Origin of the sequence: Kribbella sp. NBC_01505 (assembly GCF_045040285.1) — a bacterium.
Taxonomy (GTDB): domain Bacteria; phylum Actinomycetota; class Actinomycetes; order Propionibacteriales; family Kribbellaceae; genus Kribbella.
The window spans coordinates 4,591,224-4,606,890 of record NZ_CP109425.1; the positions used below are offsets into that span (position 1 = coordinate 4,591,224).

Here is a 15,667-nt window from a genome sequence, read left to right on the forward strand (position 1 = left end):
CCTGTGCGTGCCGCATCATCACCTTCGCACGCTGGGCAGGTGCCAGACGTTGCGTCGGCTACTTGCGTGTGGTGACGAAGGGGCGGAGTTTTGCCTCGAATGCTTCGAGGTCGATGCCTCGGAGGAGTTCGGTTGTGTTGTCGATCAGGGTGGAGGGACAGCTGTCCTGGTCGGATTGAGTGCCGCGGACGCTGAACCTGCCGACCTGCTGCCCGGTCCGGGCGGTTCGGACGACGACGTCGTACTTGGCCTCGCGGACCCCGAGCGTCAGCGTCTTCGGTTGCGGGCGGTCGTATTTGCAGCTGACCGGCCGCGAGCCCGCGGTCGCCGTACCGGTCACGCACGCGACCAGCTGGACCCGTCGCCGGTCGAGGTCGCCCGAGGTACCTCGCTCCGCGCCCCAGCCGGAGGGCGGAAAGATCGTGGTTGCAGCGGTCGTGTCCGGCAGCGAGGTGGCCACGGCGATCAGATGCGAACCAGGACCCCGGTACTGCGGTCCGCTGAGGCTCACGACGTACTCGGCCGGCTTCTGGCAGGCCAGCTCAGGGGGCCCCACCTTCTGTGCCGGCTTGGACGTCCCCGTCTGAGCAGGCCCACCCGGTACGTCGGCAGGCCAGCCGCACGGTGAGGTCAGGACCACCTGTACGTCGTCCTCGATCATCGTGATCGCTGCCGTGAAGCCGTCGCTGGTCCGGCCGTCCAGGGTCGGTTGGCCGTCGACCGTCTGCTCGGTGACGCGGAAACGGTTGGCTGTCAGCCACGTCCGGAGCAGGCCGTACTGCGTGGCCGGGTTGGTGTCGCCGATCGAGAACTCGGTCTTCGCGATACTCCCGACGCCGGGACAATCCGGCGCCGGTGGACTCGGATACGTGGTGACGGCTCGCAGGGGGATGTCGCTGTCGACCATCGGAGTGTGCTGGGTGCTGGCATCACGCGTCAGCGCCTCGTCCTCGATCCGCAGGGTGTAGGTGACCAGCCGGTCGGCGACGTCCTGGAGCCGGATCGAGGGACCGGTGGGCGGTGGCTTCTCGCCGCACGACGCCAGGGCCAGGGCACAGAGCATCAACGCTGCCAAGCGGACCTTCATCCTTCGATCCTCCGCCGCCGCGGCCGATCGAGGACTGCCCTGGCCCGAACCGGTCAGTCCAGGTCGGGGTCGAGGGTGCTGCCGGGGAGGGGAGCAGGTGGGAGGGCCAGCTTCTCGTCGGGTTTCGCGCTCAGCACGTTCTCGACGTACGAGCGGGCTGCCTCCATGGTGTCGACCTCGTGGCCGGCCTGCTCGGAGAGGAACCAGCGGTGTTCGAGCACCTCGTGGAAGACCTCGGCCGGCTCCAGCTTGCGCTTCAGATCCCGGGGGACCGAGCGGACGACCGGCTCGAAGACGTCGGTCAGCCACTCGTGGGCGACGATCTCCTCGTCCTCGTTCTGCTGGTCGGTGGCGGCGGCGTACGAGTCGAGGTCGTTCAGCAGGCGGCGAGCCTGGTTCTCCTCGACGTCCAGGCCGGTGAGCCGGATCAGGCGGCGGGAGTGATGGCCGGCGTCCACGACCTTCGGCTGGATCCGGACCTGGCTGCCGTCCCAGTCGGTGATGATGTCGATCTCGGCGACGTCGAAGCCGAGCTCGTTGAGCCGCCGGATCCGCGAGTCGAGCCGGTGCATCTCGTCGGTGGCGAACTCCTCGGGTGCGGTCAGCTCGCTCCAGAGCGCCTCGTAGCGGTCCTGGATCGACTGGACGATCTCCTGCGGGTCGAGCGACTCGTCGAGCAGGCCGCCGGCCTCCAGGTCGGACAGCTCGCCGAAGAGGTTGATCTCGGCCGTGTAGAGGTCGTGGGCGCGCTGACCGTTGGAGATCTCCTGGTGCAGCTCGCCGGTCTCGGCGTCCACCAGGTACGCCGCGAACGCGCCGGCGTCCCGTCGGAACAGCGTGTTGGACAGGGAGCAGTCGCCCCAGAAGAAGCCGAGCAGATGCAACCGGACGATCAGCGCGACCAGGGCGTCGATCAGCCGGTTCACGGTGTCGGGGCGCAACGTGCTCGAGAACAACGCGCGGTACGGGAGCGAGAACTGCAGGTGCCGGGTGATCAGGATCGAGTCGATCGGCTCACCGTTGCGGTCGATGCGGTCGGTGATGACGCCGACCGGTTCGACCGAGGGCGATTCGAGACGCTCCAGGTCACGCAGCAGCCGGTACTCGTGCAGCGCGAGGTGCTCGAGCACCTCCTTGATCGCGTAGACCGTGCCGTTGACCCGGACGAACCGGACCACGTGCCGGGAGATACCGCGGGGCAGCGCGACCAGCTGCTCCTCGGGCCAGTCCTCCAGCGGGACGTCCCACGGGAGTGACAGCAGACCGGTGTCCGGACGAGTGGCGACGAAGCGAGGCACCCGGACAGTCTGTCAGCAACCTGACCTCTCAGGGAGCCGAAGGGAGCCGATTCTGGCAGCGCAAGTCGTTGCAAGAAATTGCGTAGATAGGCGTAGAGTTTGCGTCATGACACGACGACTTGCAGAGGTGGCCAAGAAGGTCGGCGTCAGCGAGGCGACCGTGAGCCGGGTGCTGAACGGCAAGCCCGGCGTCTCCGAGGCGACCCGGGAAGCGGTCCTCACCGCGCTCGACGTACTGGGTTACGAGCGGCCCACCCAGCTGCGCGGCGATCGCGCCCGGCTGGTCGGCCTGGTGCTGCCGGAGTTGCAGAACCCGATCTTCCCGGCGTTCGCGGAGGTCGTCGGGGGAGCGTTGGCGCAGCAAGGTTTCACGTCCTTGCTCTGCACCCGGACGGTCGGTGGCGTGTCCGAGGCGGACTACGTCGACCTGCTCCTGCAGCAGCAGGTTTCGGGGGTCGTCTTCGCCGGTGGGTTCTACTCGCAGGCGGACGCGCCGCACGGTCACTACGAGCTCATCCAGGAGCGAAAGCTGCCGACCGTTCTGGTGAACGCGGCGGTCGACCATCTCGGGTTTCCGCAGGTGTCGACCGACGACACTGTCGCCGCGGAGATGGCGATCGGGCACCTGCGTACGCTCGGTCATCAGCGGATCGGGATGGTTCTCGGGCCGCGCGACCACATCCCGTCCCGCCGCAAGCTGGCCGCGTTCCTCGCCTCGGAGGAAGGGGATCCGAAGCTGGTCGAGCACACGATGTTCTCGCTCGAGGGCGGTCACGCCGCCGGCAGCCGACTGGTCGCCGCGGGTGTCACCGGCATCGTCTGCGCCAGCGACATCCTCGCCCTCGGAGTCATTCGCGCCGTACGGCGTGCCGGCCTCGACGTACCGGGCGATGTGTCGGTGATCGGGTACGACGATTCCGCGATGATGAACTGCACCGACCCGCCGTTGACGACTGTTCGCCAGCCGATCGACGCCATGGGCCGGGCGGCCGTCGAGATGCTGATGGCGCTGATCGAGCGCGCGGCGGTCGCTGCCGACGAACTCCTCTTCGAGCCGGAACTCGTCGTACGGGCCTCGACTGCCCGAGCTCGCACCTAGCTCACTGCCAGTAATGCCCCGTTCACCCAGGTGAACGGGGCATTCGTGCGTTCAGGCGTAGCCGCGTTCTGTCATTAGTCACGTTTTTGCAATCTTCTCTTGAAGTATTGCGCTCATGTGTCGACAACCCTACGGTGTGGCGCAGAGTCGAGGGAGAGGGTTCAACATGACGACAAGGCGCCGCGGGCTCAGCCTGCTGCTGGTAGCGGGACTCGGGCTGGGGGCCGTGTCCTGCGGCTCGGGGGACGACAAGCCGGGGGCCCAGGGCTCCGGTGGAGCGGACGGACCGGTCAAGATCACGGTCGGCTGTCAGCCGCCGAAGAGCAACGCCAAGGAACGGGAGGGCTGGGACGCCGACGTCGTCGCGTTCCAGAAGCTGCACCCGAACATCACCATCGAGAGCAAGGACGCGTTCCCCTGCATCAACCCGGACACCTTCCAGGCGAAGCTGGCCGGCGGGACCCAGGAGGACCTGTTCTACGTCTACTACACCGACGTCCAGAAGATCATCAAGGCCCGTCAGGCCGCCGACATCAGCCAGTACGTCGGCGATGTGAAGGCGACCAAGGACCTGCGCCCGGATGTCCAGGGTGTCTTCAAGGACGGTGACAAGACCTACGGCCTGCCCCGCAACAACTACAACATGGGCCTGGTCTACAACCGCAAGCTGTTCACCCAGGCCGGGCTCGACCCGGACAGCCCGCCGAAGACGTGGACCGACGTCCAGGCCGCGGCCAAGAAGATCGCCGGCCTCGGCGCCGGCTACACCGGCTTCGGTGAGTACTCCGCGGGCAACACCGGCGGCTGGCACTTCGCCGCGTCGCTCTACGCCCGCGGCGGCTCGATGGTCGGCGAGGACGGCAAGACCGCCGCGTTCAACAGCCCCGAGGGCAAGGCGGTTCTCGAGAACCTGAAGGCGATGCGCTGGAACGACAACTCCATGGGCAGCAAGCAGTTGCTGCAGTGGGAAGACCTGATGCGCATGATGGGTTCCGGCAAGCTCGGCATGATGATCGGCGCGCCCGATGTCGTGCAGTCGGTGAACAACGACTTCCAGGGCAAGTTCGAGGACTACGGCGTGACCGCCGTACCGGAGTCCGAGGGCAAGTCGTCGCTGAGCGGTGGCGACGGCTACATGTTCAACCCGAAGGCGACACCCGAGAAGATCAAGGCAGGCCTGCTCTGGCTGGAGTTCCACGAGCTCACGCCGGGCCAGGGTCAGTTCAACTACCAGCGGGCCAAGGAACAGGGCCGCCCGGTCGGCCTGCCGATCCCGGACCTGTACGGCGACTCGGCCCCCGGGAAGGAAATCGTTGCCCTGCGCAAGCAGTTCGCCACGGTGCCGGTCGACCACTTCACGCCGTACGTGACTGCTCAGGGCTCGATCGCCAACAAGCTCGAGCCGCCGAAGGCGCAGGAGCTGTACGCCGTCCTCGACGTCGCGATGTCCGCCGTACTGACCCGTCAGGACGCCGACATCGACAAGCTGCTGAGTGACGCCGAGTCCAAGGCCAACAAGATCCTGGCAAAGAACACGTAATGACTGTCACCCAAGAGCGGGTACGCCGTCCTCAACCGAGGGCGGCGGGCCCGCGCCCGGACGAGGACCGTCGTGGCGCCCTGAAACGGGCCTTCGGGCGGAACCTCACGGCGTACGGATTCCTGTGCGGCGCACTGATCTGTTTCGCCTTGTTCTCCTGGTACCCGATGGTGCGGGAAGTGGTTCTGAGCTTCCAGGAGAACAACTTCGTCGACCCGGGGAAGTGGGTCGGGTTCGACAACTTCCGCAACGTCATCGAGGACCCGGCGTTCCGGCAGGCCTGGCTGAACACCGCGGTGTTCAGCGGGCTGGCGCTCGTGGTCGGGTATGCGGTGCCGTTCGTGCTGGCCGTCGTACTGAACGAGCTGAAGCACGCGAAGGCCTACCTGCGGTTCATCGTGTACCTGCCGGTGATGCTGCCGCCGGCGGTCGCCGTACTGCTGTTCAAGTGGTTCTACGACCCGGGTGCCGGCCTGTTCAACCAGGTGCTGGATACGTTCGGCATCCCGCCGCTGGCCTGGCTGGACTCGACCAGTACGGCGCTGATCAGCCTCGTGCTCGTGTCGACCTGGATGAACCTCGGCACCGGCACCCTCATCTACCTGGCCGCGCTGCAGAGCATCCCCGGTGATCTCTACGAGTCCGCCGAGCTCGACGGTGCCGGCCTGTTCCGGCGGATCTGGCACGTGACGGTCCCGCAGACCAAGCTGATCCTGCTGGTGATGTTGCTCCTGCAGGTCGTCGCGACCATGCAGGTCTTCATCGAGCCGTACCTGCTGACCGGCGGTGGTCCGGAGAACGCGACCGTCACGGTCGCCTACCTGATGTACCAGTACGCCTTCAACTTCGGCGACTTCGGCGGCGGTAGCGCCCTCGGCCTGATGCTGATGATCGTGCTGATGATCTTCTCCACGGTCTACCTGCGAGTCTCCCGGGAGGCGGAGCGATGAGAACTCTGGTGTCCCCGCTGGCCCTGCAGACCCCGCGCGGCCGGGTGCTCTACTGGACGATCCTCGTGATCACCGTGGTCGGCTTCACCGGCGCCTTCGTCTTCCCGCTGTACTGGATGATCACCGGCGCCCTGAAGTCACCCGACGAACTCGCCCAGATCCCGCCGAGCTTCTTCCCGAAGCACTTCGATTTCGGCGTCTACCTCGAGGCGTGGAACCAGCTTCAGCTCGGCGTCTTCCTGAAGAACACCGTCCTGTACGCCGGGGGCGCGTGGCTGTTCACGCTGGCGGTCGACGTCACCGCGGCGTACTCGTTGTCGAAGCTCCGTCCCTACTTCGGCAAGGTCGTACTCGGGCTGATGCTGGCCACGTTGATGATCCCGCCGATGGTTCTGCTGCTACCGACGTACCTGGTGGCCAAGGACCTGCCGATCCTGCACCTCGATCTGCTCAACACCCCGTGGGCGATCTGGTTGCCGGCGGCGGCGAACGGGTTCTTCGTGTTCCTGCTCAAGCGCTTCTTCGACTCGATCCCGAAGGAACTGCTGGAGGCGGCCGAGATCGACGGCGCGTCGCCGATGCGGATCCTCTGGTCGATCGTGCTGCCGGTCTCCCGGCCGATCCTCGGTGTGGTCTCGATCCTGTCCGTGGTGACGGTCTGGAAGGACTTCGTCTGGCCGCTGCTGGTGCTGCCGGAGACCGACAAGATGTCGATCAGCGTCGGCATCGCGTCGCTGTCCGCGCAGATGCCGCAGAACGTGCTGATCGCGTCGCTGGTGATCGCCAGCCTGCCGACCATCCTTGTTTTCTTCGTGTTCCAGCGCAGCATCATGGCCGGCCTCACCGCCGGTTCCCTCAAAGGTTAAGGAGCTCCGATGGCAGACGTTTGGTGGCGTGGCACGGCGATCTACCAGGTCTACCTGCGCAGCTTTGCCGACGGCAACGGCGACGGGATCGGTGACCTCGCCGGTCTGCGCGCCAAGTTGCCGTACCTGGCGGAGCTCGGCGTCGACGCGATCTGGCTCAACCCCTGGTACCCGTCCCCGATGGCCGACGGCGGGTACGACGTCGCCGACTACCGCGCGATCGATCCGGCGTTCGGCACCTTGGCCGAGGCCGAGGCGTACATCGCCGAGGCCCATGCGCTGAACATCCGCACCATCATCGACATCGTGCCGAACCACGGGTCCGACCAGCAGGAGTGGTTCGTCCAGGCTCTGCAGGCCGGACCGGGGTCGCCGGAGCGCGAGCGCTTCATCTTCCGCCCGGGCCGAGGCGATCAGCCGCCGAACGACTGGCAGTCGATCTTCGCGGGCCCGGCGTGGACGCAGGTGCCGGACGGGGAGTGGTACCTGCACCTGTTCGCGCCCGAGCAGCCCGACTTCAACTGGCGCAACCCCGAGGTGGTCGAGGAGTTCCACGACATCCTCCGCTTCTGGCTGGACCGGGGCGTGGACGGCATCCGGATCGACAGCGCCGCCGTACTGTTCAAGGATCTGGACAGTGTCGAGGAGTCCTACACCGACCACGACGAGCTGCACGACATCTACCGCGGCTGGCGCCGCATCACCGACACGTACGAAGGCCGGATGCTGGTCGGCGAGATCTGGATGCCGGACCAGGAGCGTTTCGCGCTCTACCTGCGCCCCGACGAGATGCAGACCGCCTTCAACTTCGACTTCCTCTCCCGCCCCTGGGAGGCAGCCGAGTTGAAGGCTTCCATCGACCTCACCCTCGCCACCCACATCCCGATCGGCGCACCGCCCACCTGGGTCCTCTCGAACCACGACGTCACCCGCCCGGTCACCAAGTACGGCCGCTCGGACACGTCGTTCTCGCACCAGGACCGCAAACACGGCATGCACACCGACCTGGTCCTGGGCGAACGCCGAGCCCGCGCCGCAGCCCTGCTGGCAATGGCCCTCCCCGGCGCGGTCTACGTCTACCAAGGCGAAGAACTAGGCCTCCCCGAAGTGGAAGACCTTCCCAACGAGCTGTTGCAGGACCCCATCTTCGCCCGCTCCAACGGCACCGACCGAGGCCGCGACGGCTGCCGCGTCCCCCTCCCGTGGTCCGGCAAAGAACCCCCCTTCGGCTTCGGCGCCGGCACCCCCTGGCTCCCGCAACCCGCCGACTGGAAGAACCTCACCGTCGAATCCCAGCAAGCCGACCAGAACTCGATGCTCGCCCTCTACCGCAACGCGCTGGCGATCCGCCGCCACCACCTAGGCGACGGATCCCTGACCTGGCTGGACTCGGACCCCCAGGTCCTGTCCTTCCAGCGCGAGCACCTGACCAACATCACCAACCTGTCCGCCGAACCCATCGACCTGCCGCCCCACACAGAGCTCCTCCTCACCAGCAGCCCCCTGGACAACGGCCAACTCCCCCCAGACACCACAGCCTGGCTCCGCTAACCGGCGAGCACATCCCGGGGGCGTGAACAAGAACTGGTGGGCGTGAACAAGGCACAACCTGTTCACACCCACCGTCAGATGGGTGCACCCCCGAAGTGTGCCCTCCCACACCACGTAACGTCCGACGATCCGGAGACCACGCCCTTCGATCTTTCGGACGTTAGCCCGGCGACTGCCCGCTGAAGACTTGCGTCCAGGCGGCCTCTGTCGGGTCGTCGACCGCCGGATCGTCATCGCTGATTTCGAGTGCGAGCCCGGCGGCCGCGAGCGTGTTCAGAACCAACTGCAACTCGAGGCGGGGATGGCCCTGCTCGAGTCTGATGAGCCACTCGCGGGAAACGCCCGCGCGCCGGGCGAGGTCTTGCTGGGTCATGCCGTGCTGCCGCCGTGCCTCGCGTACGGCGGCACCGAGGTTGCTCACCGTATGGATCTTCATGGCGCCCCCAACTTGCATATGTGGTCGTACTGCAACTTTAGCGGATGTTGTCGTACGACAACCCGATCATATGTGGCCGTACGATCACACAAGGATCTCAGCTCAGGGCGCGGAACCTTCGGAGGCGGAGGCTGTTGGTTACTACGAAGACTGAGCTGAGGGCCATGGCGGCGCCGGCGAGCATGGGGTTCAGGAGGCCGGCGGCGGCTAGGGGGAGGGCGGCTACGTTGTAGGCGAAGGCCCAGAAGAGGTTGCCGCGGATGGTGCGGAGGGTGCTGCGGGAGAGGCGGATGGCGTCCGCCGCCGCTCGTAGGTCGCCACGCACCAGCGTGAGGTCGCTGGCTTCGATGGCTACGTCGGTGCCAGTGCCCATGCTCAGGCCCAGGTCGGCTTGGGCGAGGGCGGCGGCGTCGTTGACGCCGTCGCCGACCATGGCGACGACCCGACCCTCGGCCTGCAACTGCTTGATGGCGTCGACCTTGCCGGCAGGGAGGACCTCGGCGATCACCTCGGAGATCCCGACCTCCGCCGCGACCTTCTGCGCCACGGCTTCGTTGTCGCCGGTGAGCAGGACCGGGCGCAGGCCCAGCGCCTTCAGGTCCTTGATGGCCTGGACTGACGTGGGCTTGACGGTGTCGGCAACGACGAGCACCGCGCGGGCCTGGCCGTCCCAGCCGACCGCGACCGCCGTACTGCCTTCGGCTTCGGCGTGTTCTTTGGCGTGGGCCAGGTCTGCGGGCAGGTGCTGGCTCCACTCCTCCAACAACTGCGTGCGGCCGACGAGGACGGCGTGGCCGTCGACGATGCCTTGGACGCCCAGCCCGGCGACGTTGCCGAAGTCCTCGACATCCGGCAGCTTGCCGGCCGCCAACGCGGCGCGTGCCACGGCCTGGGCGATCGGGTGCTCGCTGGAGTGCTCCAGCGCTCCGGCCAACCGCAGCACCTCGCTGCGGTCCTGATCAGGAGCCAGCAGTACGTCGACCAGCTCCATCCGACCGGTGGTGACGGTGCCGGTCTTGTCGAGCACGACCGTGTCGACCCGACGGGTGGATTCGAGCACCTCGGGGCCCTTGATCAGAATGCCCAGCTGCGCGCCCCGCCCCGTCCCAACCAGCAGCGCGGTCGGCGTGGCCAGTCCGAGCGCACAAGGGCAGGCAATGATCAGTACGGCGACCGCCGCGGTAAACGCGACCTCGACCGGCGAACCGTTGCCCAGCCAGAAGCCCAGCGTGGCCAGCGCCAACCCGATCACGACCGGCACGAACACCCCGGACACCTGGTCGGCAAGCCGTTGTACGGCGGCCTTCCCGTTCTGCGCGTCCTCGACCAGCCGCGCCATCTGCGCCAACTGGGTATCCCCGCCGACCCGGCTCGCCCGGACCACGAGCCGACCGCCCGCGTTCACGGTCGCACCCACGACGGCATTACCCGAACCGACCTCGACCGGCACCGACTCGCCGGTCAGCATCGACGCGTCGACCGCGCTGCTCCCGGTGACGACCACGCCGTCCGTGGCGATCTTCTCGCCCGGCCGGACGACGAACTCGTCGCCGACCTTCAGCTGCTCCGCCGGAATCCGGGTCTCGACGCCATCTCGCAGTACCGCAACGTCCTTCGCGCCGAGCTCCAGCAGCGCACGCAGCGCGGCACCGGAACGACGCTTGGCCCGGGCCTCGAAGTATCGTCCGGCCAGGATGAACGTGGTCACGCCGGCCGCGACCTCGAGGTAGATCTCCTCGGCGCCGCCGCCCCGCGACGGGATCAGCGTGAACGGCATCTTCATCCCGGGCGCACCGGCCGAGCCGAGGAACAGCGCGTACAGCGACCAGCCGAAGGCGCTCACCACGCCGACCGAGATCAGCGTGTCCATCGTCGCGGCGCCGTGCCGCAGGTTCGTCCAGGTGGCCTTGTGGAACGGCCAGGCCGCCCACGTCACCACCGGGAACGCGAGCGTCAGCGACGCCCACTGCCAGAAGTTGAACTGCAGCGCCGGAATCATGCCGAAGGCAATCACCGGCACCGCCAGTACGGCGCTCACGATCAGTCGTTCACGCAACGGCCGCAGCTCGTCGACCTCGACCGCGTCGGCAACCTCAAGTGTCGGAAGCGTTGCGGTGTAACCGGTCTTCTCGACGGTCGCGACCAGATCGTCCGGCGTGATGCCTTCCGGATACGTCACCTTGGCCTTCTCGGTGGCGTAGTTGACGGTCGCCGTGACGCCGTCCATCCGGTTCAGTTTCTTCTCGACCCGCATCGCACAGGAGGCGCAGGTCATCCCACCGATGACAAGTTCAACGGATTGGCTCATGGTTGCTGCTCTCCTCTCAGTGACCGTGCGGGGTTTCTTCATGTGACGGGTCGTTCGGCAACACAGTCGGCGGAACGATCGCCTTGCCGTCGCCACCGACCTGCACAGTGAACTCGGCCGTGTGGACCGCGCCCGCGTGCTGGAAGTCCAGGAACAGCCGGTAGGTCCCGGCCGTCGGGAAGGTGGTGCCGAACTTGATCTCCGGCCCGCCGTTCATCCCCACCGCGGCATGCTGCGTCGGATGGTTGTGCAGGTAGGCGAGATCCCCGCTGCGCAACGACACCAGGTGTCCGAAGGCGCCCAAGTACGGCTGCAAGTCGGTGACCGGCTTCCCGCCGCTGCTGACCTTGAACGTCAGCTCGGATTCCTTCCCCGCAACCGGCGTCCCCGACAGCGTCACGTCGTACGCGTGCACGCTGTAGCTACTGGCCGGATCGTTCAGTGGGACCGGGATGTACAGCCCGGACACGTTCACGTCGGTCCCGAGCGTCAGCGTGCGATCGAGCCCGGCCGGCTGGAAGTCGGCGTACAGGCGCCAAGTGCCTCCGGCAGTGAACGTGAACGGAATCGACCACGTGCCACCGGCATCGCGCGTCGGGTGCACGTGATGAAACCCGGACAGATCCCGCCGTACGACGATCAGGTGCAGATCCTTCTCGTGGGTCGGGGTGTAGCCGGTGACCGGCTTGCCGTCCGGGCCCTTGATCGTGAACCGCAGCAGGGTCTTGGAGTTCGCGGTGAAGAACGTCGACTCCGGCGCGAAGGTGTAGCCGGCGTCGGACACCGCGAGCCCGGGCAACTGCCCGCCGGACTCGCTGTGCCCGGCTCCGTGGGTCGCTCCGCCCATGTCCGCCATACCGCCGGACTGGGCGGGCGGTTCGGCCGCCGCGATCGGGTCGACGGCCGAACCGATCGCGAACGCCGCCGCGAAGGCGAGCGCGAGCGCACCGGCGAACGCGCCGAGCCGGAGCGCGACGGCCCTGGTCACGACGCGGCCAGTTCGTAGCCCGCCTCGTCGACGGCCTCGCGGACGGCGGTCTCGTCGAGTACGGCGGAACTCGTCACGTGCACGGCCGACGTGCCACCGGCGTTCAGGTCGATCGTCACCTCGGTGACGCCGTCCAGCTTGGTGAGCTCCTCGGTGACGGCGGACGTGCAGTGCCCGCAGGTCATCCCGTTGACGGAGTAGGTCGTGGTGGTCATATCGATCTCCTCGAAAAGGTGTATTAGCTACGAACCAGGCGGGCGATCGCGTCGGAGGCCTCGCGGACCTTCTCCTCCGCCTCCGCGCCGCCCTTCTGTGCGGCCTCGACCACGCAGTGCGACAGGTGCTCGTCGAGCAGCTCGAGCGAGAACGACTGCAGCGCCTTCGTGGCCGCCGACACCTGGGTCAGGATGTCGATGCAGTACTTGTCCTCCTCGACCATCCGCTGCAGACCGCGGATCTGGCCCTCGATCCGCCGCAACCGCTTGAGGTGGCTGGACTTCTCCGACGTGTAGCCGTGGACGTGTTCAGTGGTCCCAGCATCGGTCTGCTCAGTGGTCATGGCGGATCCTCTTCCTCGCACCCTGCTACCCCTATGGGGTATGTCGACAGACAAAAAAGTACCCCCTAGAGGTATCCAATGCAAGTCTGCTCGGATACCTCGCGGGGGTATTAGGTCACAGCCCCAGATCGGTGAGCCCCGGGTGGTCGTCCGGACGGGGCCCCGGGGCGTCCCAGCGGAACAGACGATCGGACTCCGAGATCAGTTGGTCGTTGATGCTCGCCCGGCGTACCCGCATCAGGCCGTTCTCGTCGAACTCCCAGTTCTCGTTGCCGTGCGAGCGGAACCACTGCCCGTCGGTGTTCCGGCACTCGTAGACGAACCGGACCGCGATCCGGTCGTCGGTGAAGGCCCACAGCTCCTTGATCAGCCGGTAGTCCAGCTCGCGCGCCCACTTCTGGGTGAGGAAGGCAACGACCTCCTCGCGACCGGAGACGAAGGTGTCCCGGTTCCGCCAGTACGTGTCCGGGGTGTAGGCGAGCGAGACCGCCTCCGGATTCTGGTTGTTCCAGGCGTTCTCCGCGGCGCGGACCTTCTGTACGGCGGTCTCCGCGGTGAACGGTGGCAACGGGGGTCGGGTGCTCACGACGAGGCTCCTCTGATGGTCGACTGTATCCATTCAATATTGCAGCAGATTGCAACAAGTGGCGATCGATCAACCAAACAGCCGTCAGTGGAGTCTTCCTCTGCAAGGATGTTCGTCCCCTCACACCGGGGGACAACGTGAGAGGGGTGGCATGCCTGACCTGGCGATCAGTACGCGCGGTCTGCGCAAGACGTACCGGACCCGGCGCGGCCGGACAGTAGTGGCGGTGCAAGGACTCGACCTGGATGTCCCGGTCGGGGGTGTGCACGGCTTCCTCGGTCCCAACGGATCCGGGAAGACCACCTCGATCCGGATGCTGCTCGGCCTGATCCGGGCCGACGCCGGCACCATGACGGTCTTCGACCGGCCGGTACCGGCCCGCCTTCCCGAGGTGGTCGGGCGGGTCGGTGCGATCGTCGAGTCCCCGAAGTTCTTCCCGGCGTTCACCGGCCGCAAGAACCTGGAGCTGCTCGCCGCGGCCATCGGGGCCCCGAAGCAGCGCGTCACCGAGGTGCTCGAGCAGACCTCGCTGGCCGAGCGCGGCAAGGACCGGTTCAAGGGCTACTCGCTCGGGATGAAGCAGCGGCTGGCCATCGCGGCCACGCTGCTCAAGGACCCCGACCTGCTGATCTTCGACGAGCCGACCAACGGCCTCGACCCGGCCGGTATCCGGGAGATCCGCGAGACCATGCGCGGGCTCGGCGACCAGGGCAAGACGGTCCTGGTGAGCAGCCACATCCTGGCCGAGGTGGAGCAGGTCGCGGACACCGTCTCGATCATCGGCCACGGCCGGTTGCTTGCCTCCGGCACCGTCGCCGAGGTGATCGGCGGCGGTACGACGACCACCGTCAAGGTCGGTGTCGACGACCGGGAGGCGGCCACGCGGGTGCTCACCGCGGCCGGGCTCGCCGTACGGGCCGATGGCAACTATCTGCTGGTGGACGGTGTCGAACACCCGGCCGAGCTGACGAAGCGGCTCGCCGACCAGCAGTTGTACGTGAACGAACTGGTCCCGATCCGGGCCGACCTGGAGTCGGTGTTCCTGGAGCTGACCGCAGGGGAGGGGCTGGCGTGATCCGCCTGACCGGAGTGGAACTGCGCCGGCTGACGGCGCGCCGGATCACCATGATCGGCGTGGCAGGCGTCGTACTGATCACGGCGTTCCTGCTGTTCGTGACGTGGCGCGAGGCCCGGCCGCTGTCGGAGGCCGAGCAGCGGCAGTCCCAGGTGCAGTTCGAGAGCTCGCACAAGGAGTGGGCCGAGCACCACGTCGAGAACGAGGCCGAGTGCCGCAAGGGCTGGGACCAGAACGCCAACCCGGGCGCCAAGATGGAAGAGGTCTGCGCCTACCCGGAACCCAAGGCCGAGGACTACGGCAAGCCGCAGGCGAAGTTCGCGGAGCTGATCCCGAACCTGTTGCAGGGCTCGTCGTACTTCCTGCTCTTCGCCGGCTTCCTGATCGGCGCGAGCTTCGTCGCGGCCGAGTTCAGTTCAGGGGCCATCGGCAACTGGTTGACCTTCGAACCGCGCCGGATGCGCGTCTACGGCAGCAAGATCGCGGCCGCCGGGCTCTGGTTCGTCCCAGTCGCGGTGGTGATCACCGGCGTGGTGACCCTGGGTACGTACCTGATCACCGCCCAACTCGGCTCAACCGCAGGCACCGACTGGAGTGACGTCATCGGTACGGCGGTCCGCGTGGTCGTCACGACCGCCATGGGCGCCGTCCTAGGCTCCGTAGTCGGCCTGATCCTCCGCCACACCGCGGCAGCGATCGGCGTCGTGATGGGCTACATCGTCCTGGTAGAAGCCGTCTTCGGGAGCTTCCTGCAGTCGGCCCAACCCTGGCTCCTGGGCAAGAACTTCGACGCCTTCGTCCTCCACGACACCACCTACTACCTGAACAACTGCAAGGTCCAGACCAACGACGGCAACTACGTCTGCGAAACCATCGAGAAGACCCTCACCTTCGAACACGGCGCCTGGTACCTGGGCATCCTCACCCTGGTAGCCGTCCTCCTGGCCGGCGTCATCTTCCAACGCCGAGACGTCAACTAACGCAATCCGCATGCGCCCCGTCCACCCCGGGTTTGGGGCGGGGTGCACTCGGATGCGGCCGGCGACGCACGCGGTGGTTGGTCGCGCTGAGGCCGTTTGAACGACAGGGTGGTTGGCCGCGCCTGTGGTTGAGGTGGTTGGCGAGGTCGGCGACCGCGTGTCCGCTGCTTGAGCTTCCGGGCTTCGGTTGCGGTGCAGAAACGAGGGGATCTCCCCGCAAGTTGCCGGTTCTCCCCTCAAAATATGAGCAGAGAAGGGCCAACCTCAACGGATAACCAGCCAAATTCCGCAGGCCGGCAGACGACCAGCCACCGCGTACGCCGCCGGCCGAATCCGAGCGGCCG

At 67.0% G+C, this 15,667-nt stretch carries 15 protein-coding genes; 7 read left to right on the top strand and 8 right to left on the bottom strand.

Annotation, left to right across the window (positions count from 1 at the left end; all coding sequences use genetic code 11):
- Window positions 1-58: 58 nt before the first annotated feature.
- Window positions 59-1,087, bottom strand: coding sequence for a hypothetical protein (locus OG474_RS21745; RefSeq protein ID WP_405064183.1), 1,029 nt, complete (start codon window positions 1,085-1,087; stop codon window positions 59-61).
- A 53-nt stretch (window positions 1,088-1,140) separates the two neighbouring features.
- Complete coding sequence (locus OG474_RS21750; protein ID WP_405064184.1) at window positions 1,141-2,385, bottom strand: DUF4032 domain-containing protein; 1,245 nt, start codon at window positions 2,383-2,385, stop codon at window positions 1,141-1,143.
- A 106-nt stretch (window positions 2,386-2,491) separates the two neighbouring features.
- Here OG474_RS21750 and OG474_RS21755 point away from each other — a divergent pair, with 106 nt between their 5' ends.
- The 5 genes from OG474_RS21755 to OG474_RS21775 all read left to right on the top strand — a co-directional run bounded on the left by OG474_RS21755 (window position 2,492) and on the right by OG474_RS21775 (window position 8,391).
- Window positions 2,492-3,484: a LacI family DNA-binding transcriptional regulator gene (locus OG474_RS21755; RefSeq protein WP_405064185.1), complete on the top strand. Its 993-nt coding sequence runs from the start codon at window positions 2,492-2,494 to the stop codon at window positions 3,482-3,484.
- Between the two features lie 166 nt (window positions 3,485-3,650).
- Window positions 3,651-5,024, top strand: coding sequence for an ABC transporter substrate-binding protein (locus OG474_RS21760; protein WP_405064186.1), 1,374 nt, complete (start codon window positions 3,651-3,653; stop codon window positions 5,022-5,024).
- Entirely contained in the window at window positions 5,024-5,974 is a 951-nt protein-coding gene (locus OG474_RS21765) for a carbohydrate ABC transporter permease (RefSeq protein WP_405064187.1), read from the top strand. The genes OG474_RS21760 and OG474_RS21765 overlap by 1 nt, the downstream gene beginning before the upstream one ends.
- Complete coding sequence (locus OG474_RS21770) at window positions 5,971-6,840, top strand: carbohydrate ABC transporter permease (RefSeq protein WP_405064188.1); 870 nt, start codon at window positions 5,971-5,973, stop codon at window positions 6,838-6,840. The genes OG474_RS21765 and OG474_RS21770 overlap by 4 nt, the downstream gene beginning before the upstream one ends.
- 9 nt (window positions 6,841-6,849) lie before the next feature.
- Window positions 6,850-8,391, top strand: a complete 1,542-nt coding sequence (locus OG474_RS21775) for a glycoside hydrolase family 13 protein (RefSeq protein ID WP_405064189.1) — start codon at window positions 6,850-6,852, stop codon at window positions 8,389-8,391.
- Between the two features lie 160 nt (window positions 8,392-8,551).
- Here the strand turns inward: OG474_RS21775 and OG474_RS21780 are convergent, their stop codons facing one another.
- The 6 genes from OG474_RS21780 to OG474_RS21805 all read right to left on the bottom strand — a co-directional run bounded on the left by OG474_RS21780 (window position 8,552) and on the right by OG474_RS21805 (window position 13,268).
- The gene (locus OG474_RS21780) at window positions 8,552-8,827 is read right to left on the bottom strand and encodes a helix-turn-helix domain-containing protein (RefSeq protein ID WP_405064190.1); all 276 of its coding nucleotides are present in this window, start codon (window positions 8,825-8,827) and stop codon (window positions 8,552-8,554) included.
- 97 nt (window positions 8,828-8,924) lie between these two features.
- Window positions 8,925-11,135, bottom strand: coding sequence for a heavy metal translocating P-type ATPase (locus OG474_RS21785; protein WP_405064191.1), 2,211 nt, complete (start codon window positions 11,133-11,135; stop codon window positions 8,925-8,927).
- 16 nt (window positions 11,136-11,151) lie between these two features.
- Window positions 11,152-12,123, bottom strand: coding sequence for a hypothetical protein (locus tag OG474_RS21790; protein WP_405064192.1), 972 nt, complete (start codon window positions 12,121-12,123; stop codon window positions 11,152-11,154).
- A complete protein-coding gene (locus OG474_RS21795; RefSeq protein WP_405064193.1) occupies window positions 12,120-12,338 on the bottom strand; it encodes a heavy-metal-associated domain-containing protein in 219 nt (72 codons plus the stop codon). The genes OG474_RS21790 and OG474_RS21795 overlap by 4 nt, the downstream gene beginning before the upstream one ends.
- 23 nt (window positions 12,339-12,361) lie before the next feature.
- A complete protein-coding gene (locus OG474_RS21800; protein WP_405064194.1) occupies window positions 12,362-12,682 on the bottom strand; it encodes a metal-sensitive transcriptional regulator in 321 nt (106 codons plus the stop codon).
- A 115-nt stretch (window positions 12,683-12,797) separates the two neighbouring features.
- Complete coding sequence (locus OG474_RS21805; protein ID WP_405064195.1) at window positions 12,798-13,268, bottom strand: DUF1348 family protein; 471 nt, start codon at window positions 13,266-13,268, stop codon at window positions 12,798-12,800.
- A 151-nt stretch (window positions 13,269-13,419) separates the two neighbouring features.
- On the opposite strand from OG474_RS21805, the gene OG474_RS21810 reads away from it, so the two are divergent.
- Together OG474_RS21810 and OG474_RS21815 are read left to right on the top strand one after the other, a co-directional pair.
- The gene (locus OG474_RS21810) at window positions 13,420-14,343 is read left to right on the top strand and encodes an ATP-binding cassette domain-containing protein (RefSeq protein ID WP_405064196.1); all 924 of its coding nucleotides are present in this window, start codon (window positions 13,420-13,422) and stop codon (window positions 14,341-14,343) included.
- Window positions 14,340-15,323, top strand: a complete 984-nt coding sequence (locus tag OG474_RS21815; RefSeq protein WP_405064197.1) for an ABC transporter permease subunit — start codon at window positions 14,340-14,342, stop codon at window positions 15,321-15,323. Before OG474_RS21810 ends, OG474_RS21815 begins: the two co-directional genes overlap by 4 nt.
- Window positions 15,324-15,667 lie beyond the last annotated feature (344 nt).

What these genes read in the sequence shown, in the direction of transcription:
- OG474_RS21745 (WP_405064183.1), bottom strand. Translation starts at nt 1,087, where the DNA reads ATGAAGGTCCGCTTGGCAGCGTTGATGCTCTGTGCCCTGGCCCTGGCG.
- OG474_RS21755 (WP_405064185.1), top strand. Translation starts at nt 2,492, where the DNA reads ATGACACGACGACTTGCAGAGGTGGCCAAGAAGGTCGGCGTCAGCGAG.
- OG474_RS21760 (WP_405064186.1), top strand. Translation starts at nt 3,651, where the DNA reads ATGACGACAAGGCGCCGCGGGCTCAGCCTGCTGCTGGTAGCGGGACTC.
- OG474_RS21765 (WP_405064187.1), top strand. Translation starts at nt 5,024, where the DNA reads ATGACTGTCACCCAAGAGCGGGTACGCCGTCCTCAACCGAGGGCGGCG.
- OG474_RS21770 (WP_405064188.1), top strand. Translation starts at nt 5,971, where the DNA reads ATGAGAACTCTGGTGTCCCCGCTGGCCCTGCAGACCCCGCGCGGCCGG.
- OG474_RS21775 (WP_405064189.1), top strand. Translation starts at nt 6,850, where the DNA reads ATGGCAGACGTTTGGTGGCGTGGCACGGCGATCTACCAGGTCTACCTG.
- OG474_RS21780 (WP_405064190.1), bottom strand. Translation starts at nt 8,827, where the DNA reads ATGAAGATCCATACGGTGAGCAACCTCGGTGCCGCCGTACGCGAGGCA.
- OG474_RS21785 (WP_405064191.1), bottom strand. Translation starts at nt 11,135, where the DNA reads ATGAGCCAATCCGTTGAACTTGTCATCGGTGGGATGACCTGCGCCTCC.
- OG474_RS21795 (WP_405064193.1), bottom strand. Translation starts at nt 12,338, where the DNA reads ATGACCACCACGACCTACTCCGTCAACGGGATGACCTGCGGGCACTGC.
- OG474_RS21800 (WP_405064194.1), bottom strand. Translation starts at nt 12,682, where the DNA reads ATGACCACTGAGCAGACCGATGCTGGGACCACTGAACACGTCCACGGC.
- OG474_RS21810 (WP_405064196.1), top strand. Translation starts at nt 13,420, where the DNA reads ATGCCTGACCTGGCGATCAGTACGCGCGGTCTGCGCAAGACGTACCGG.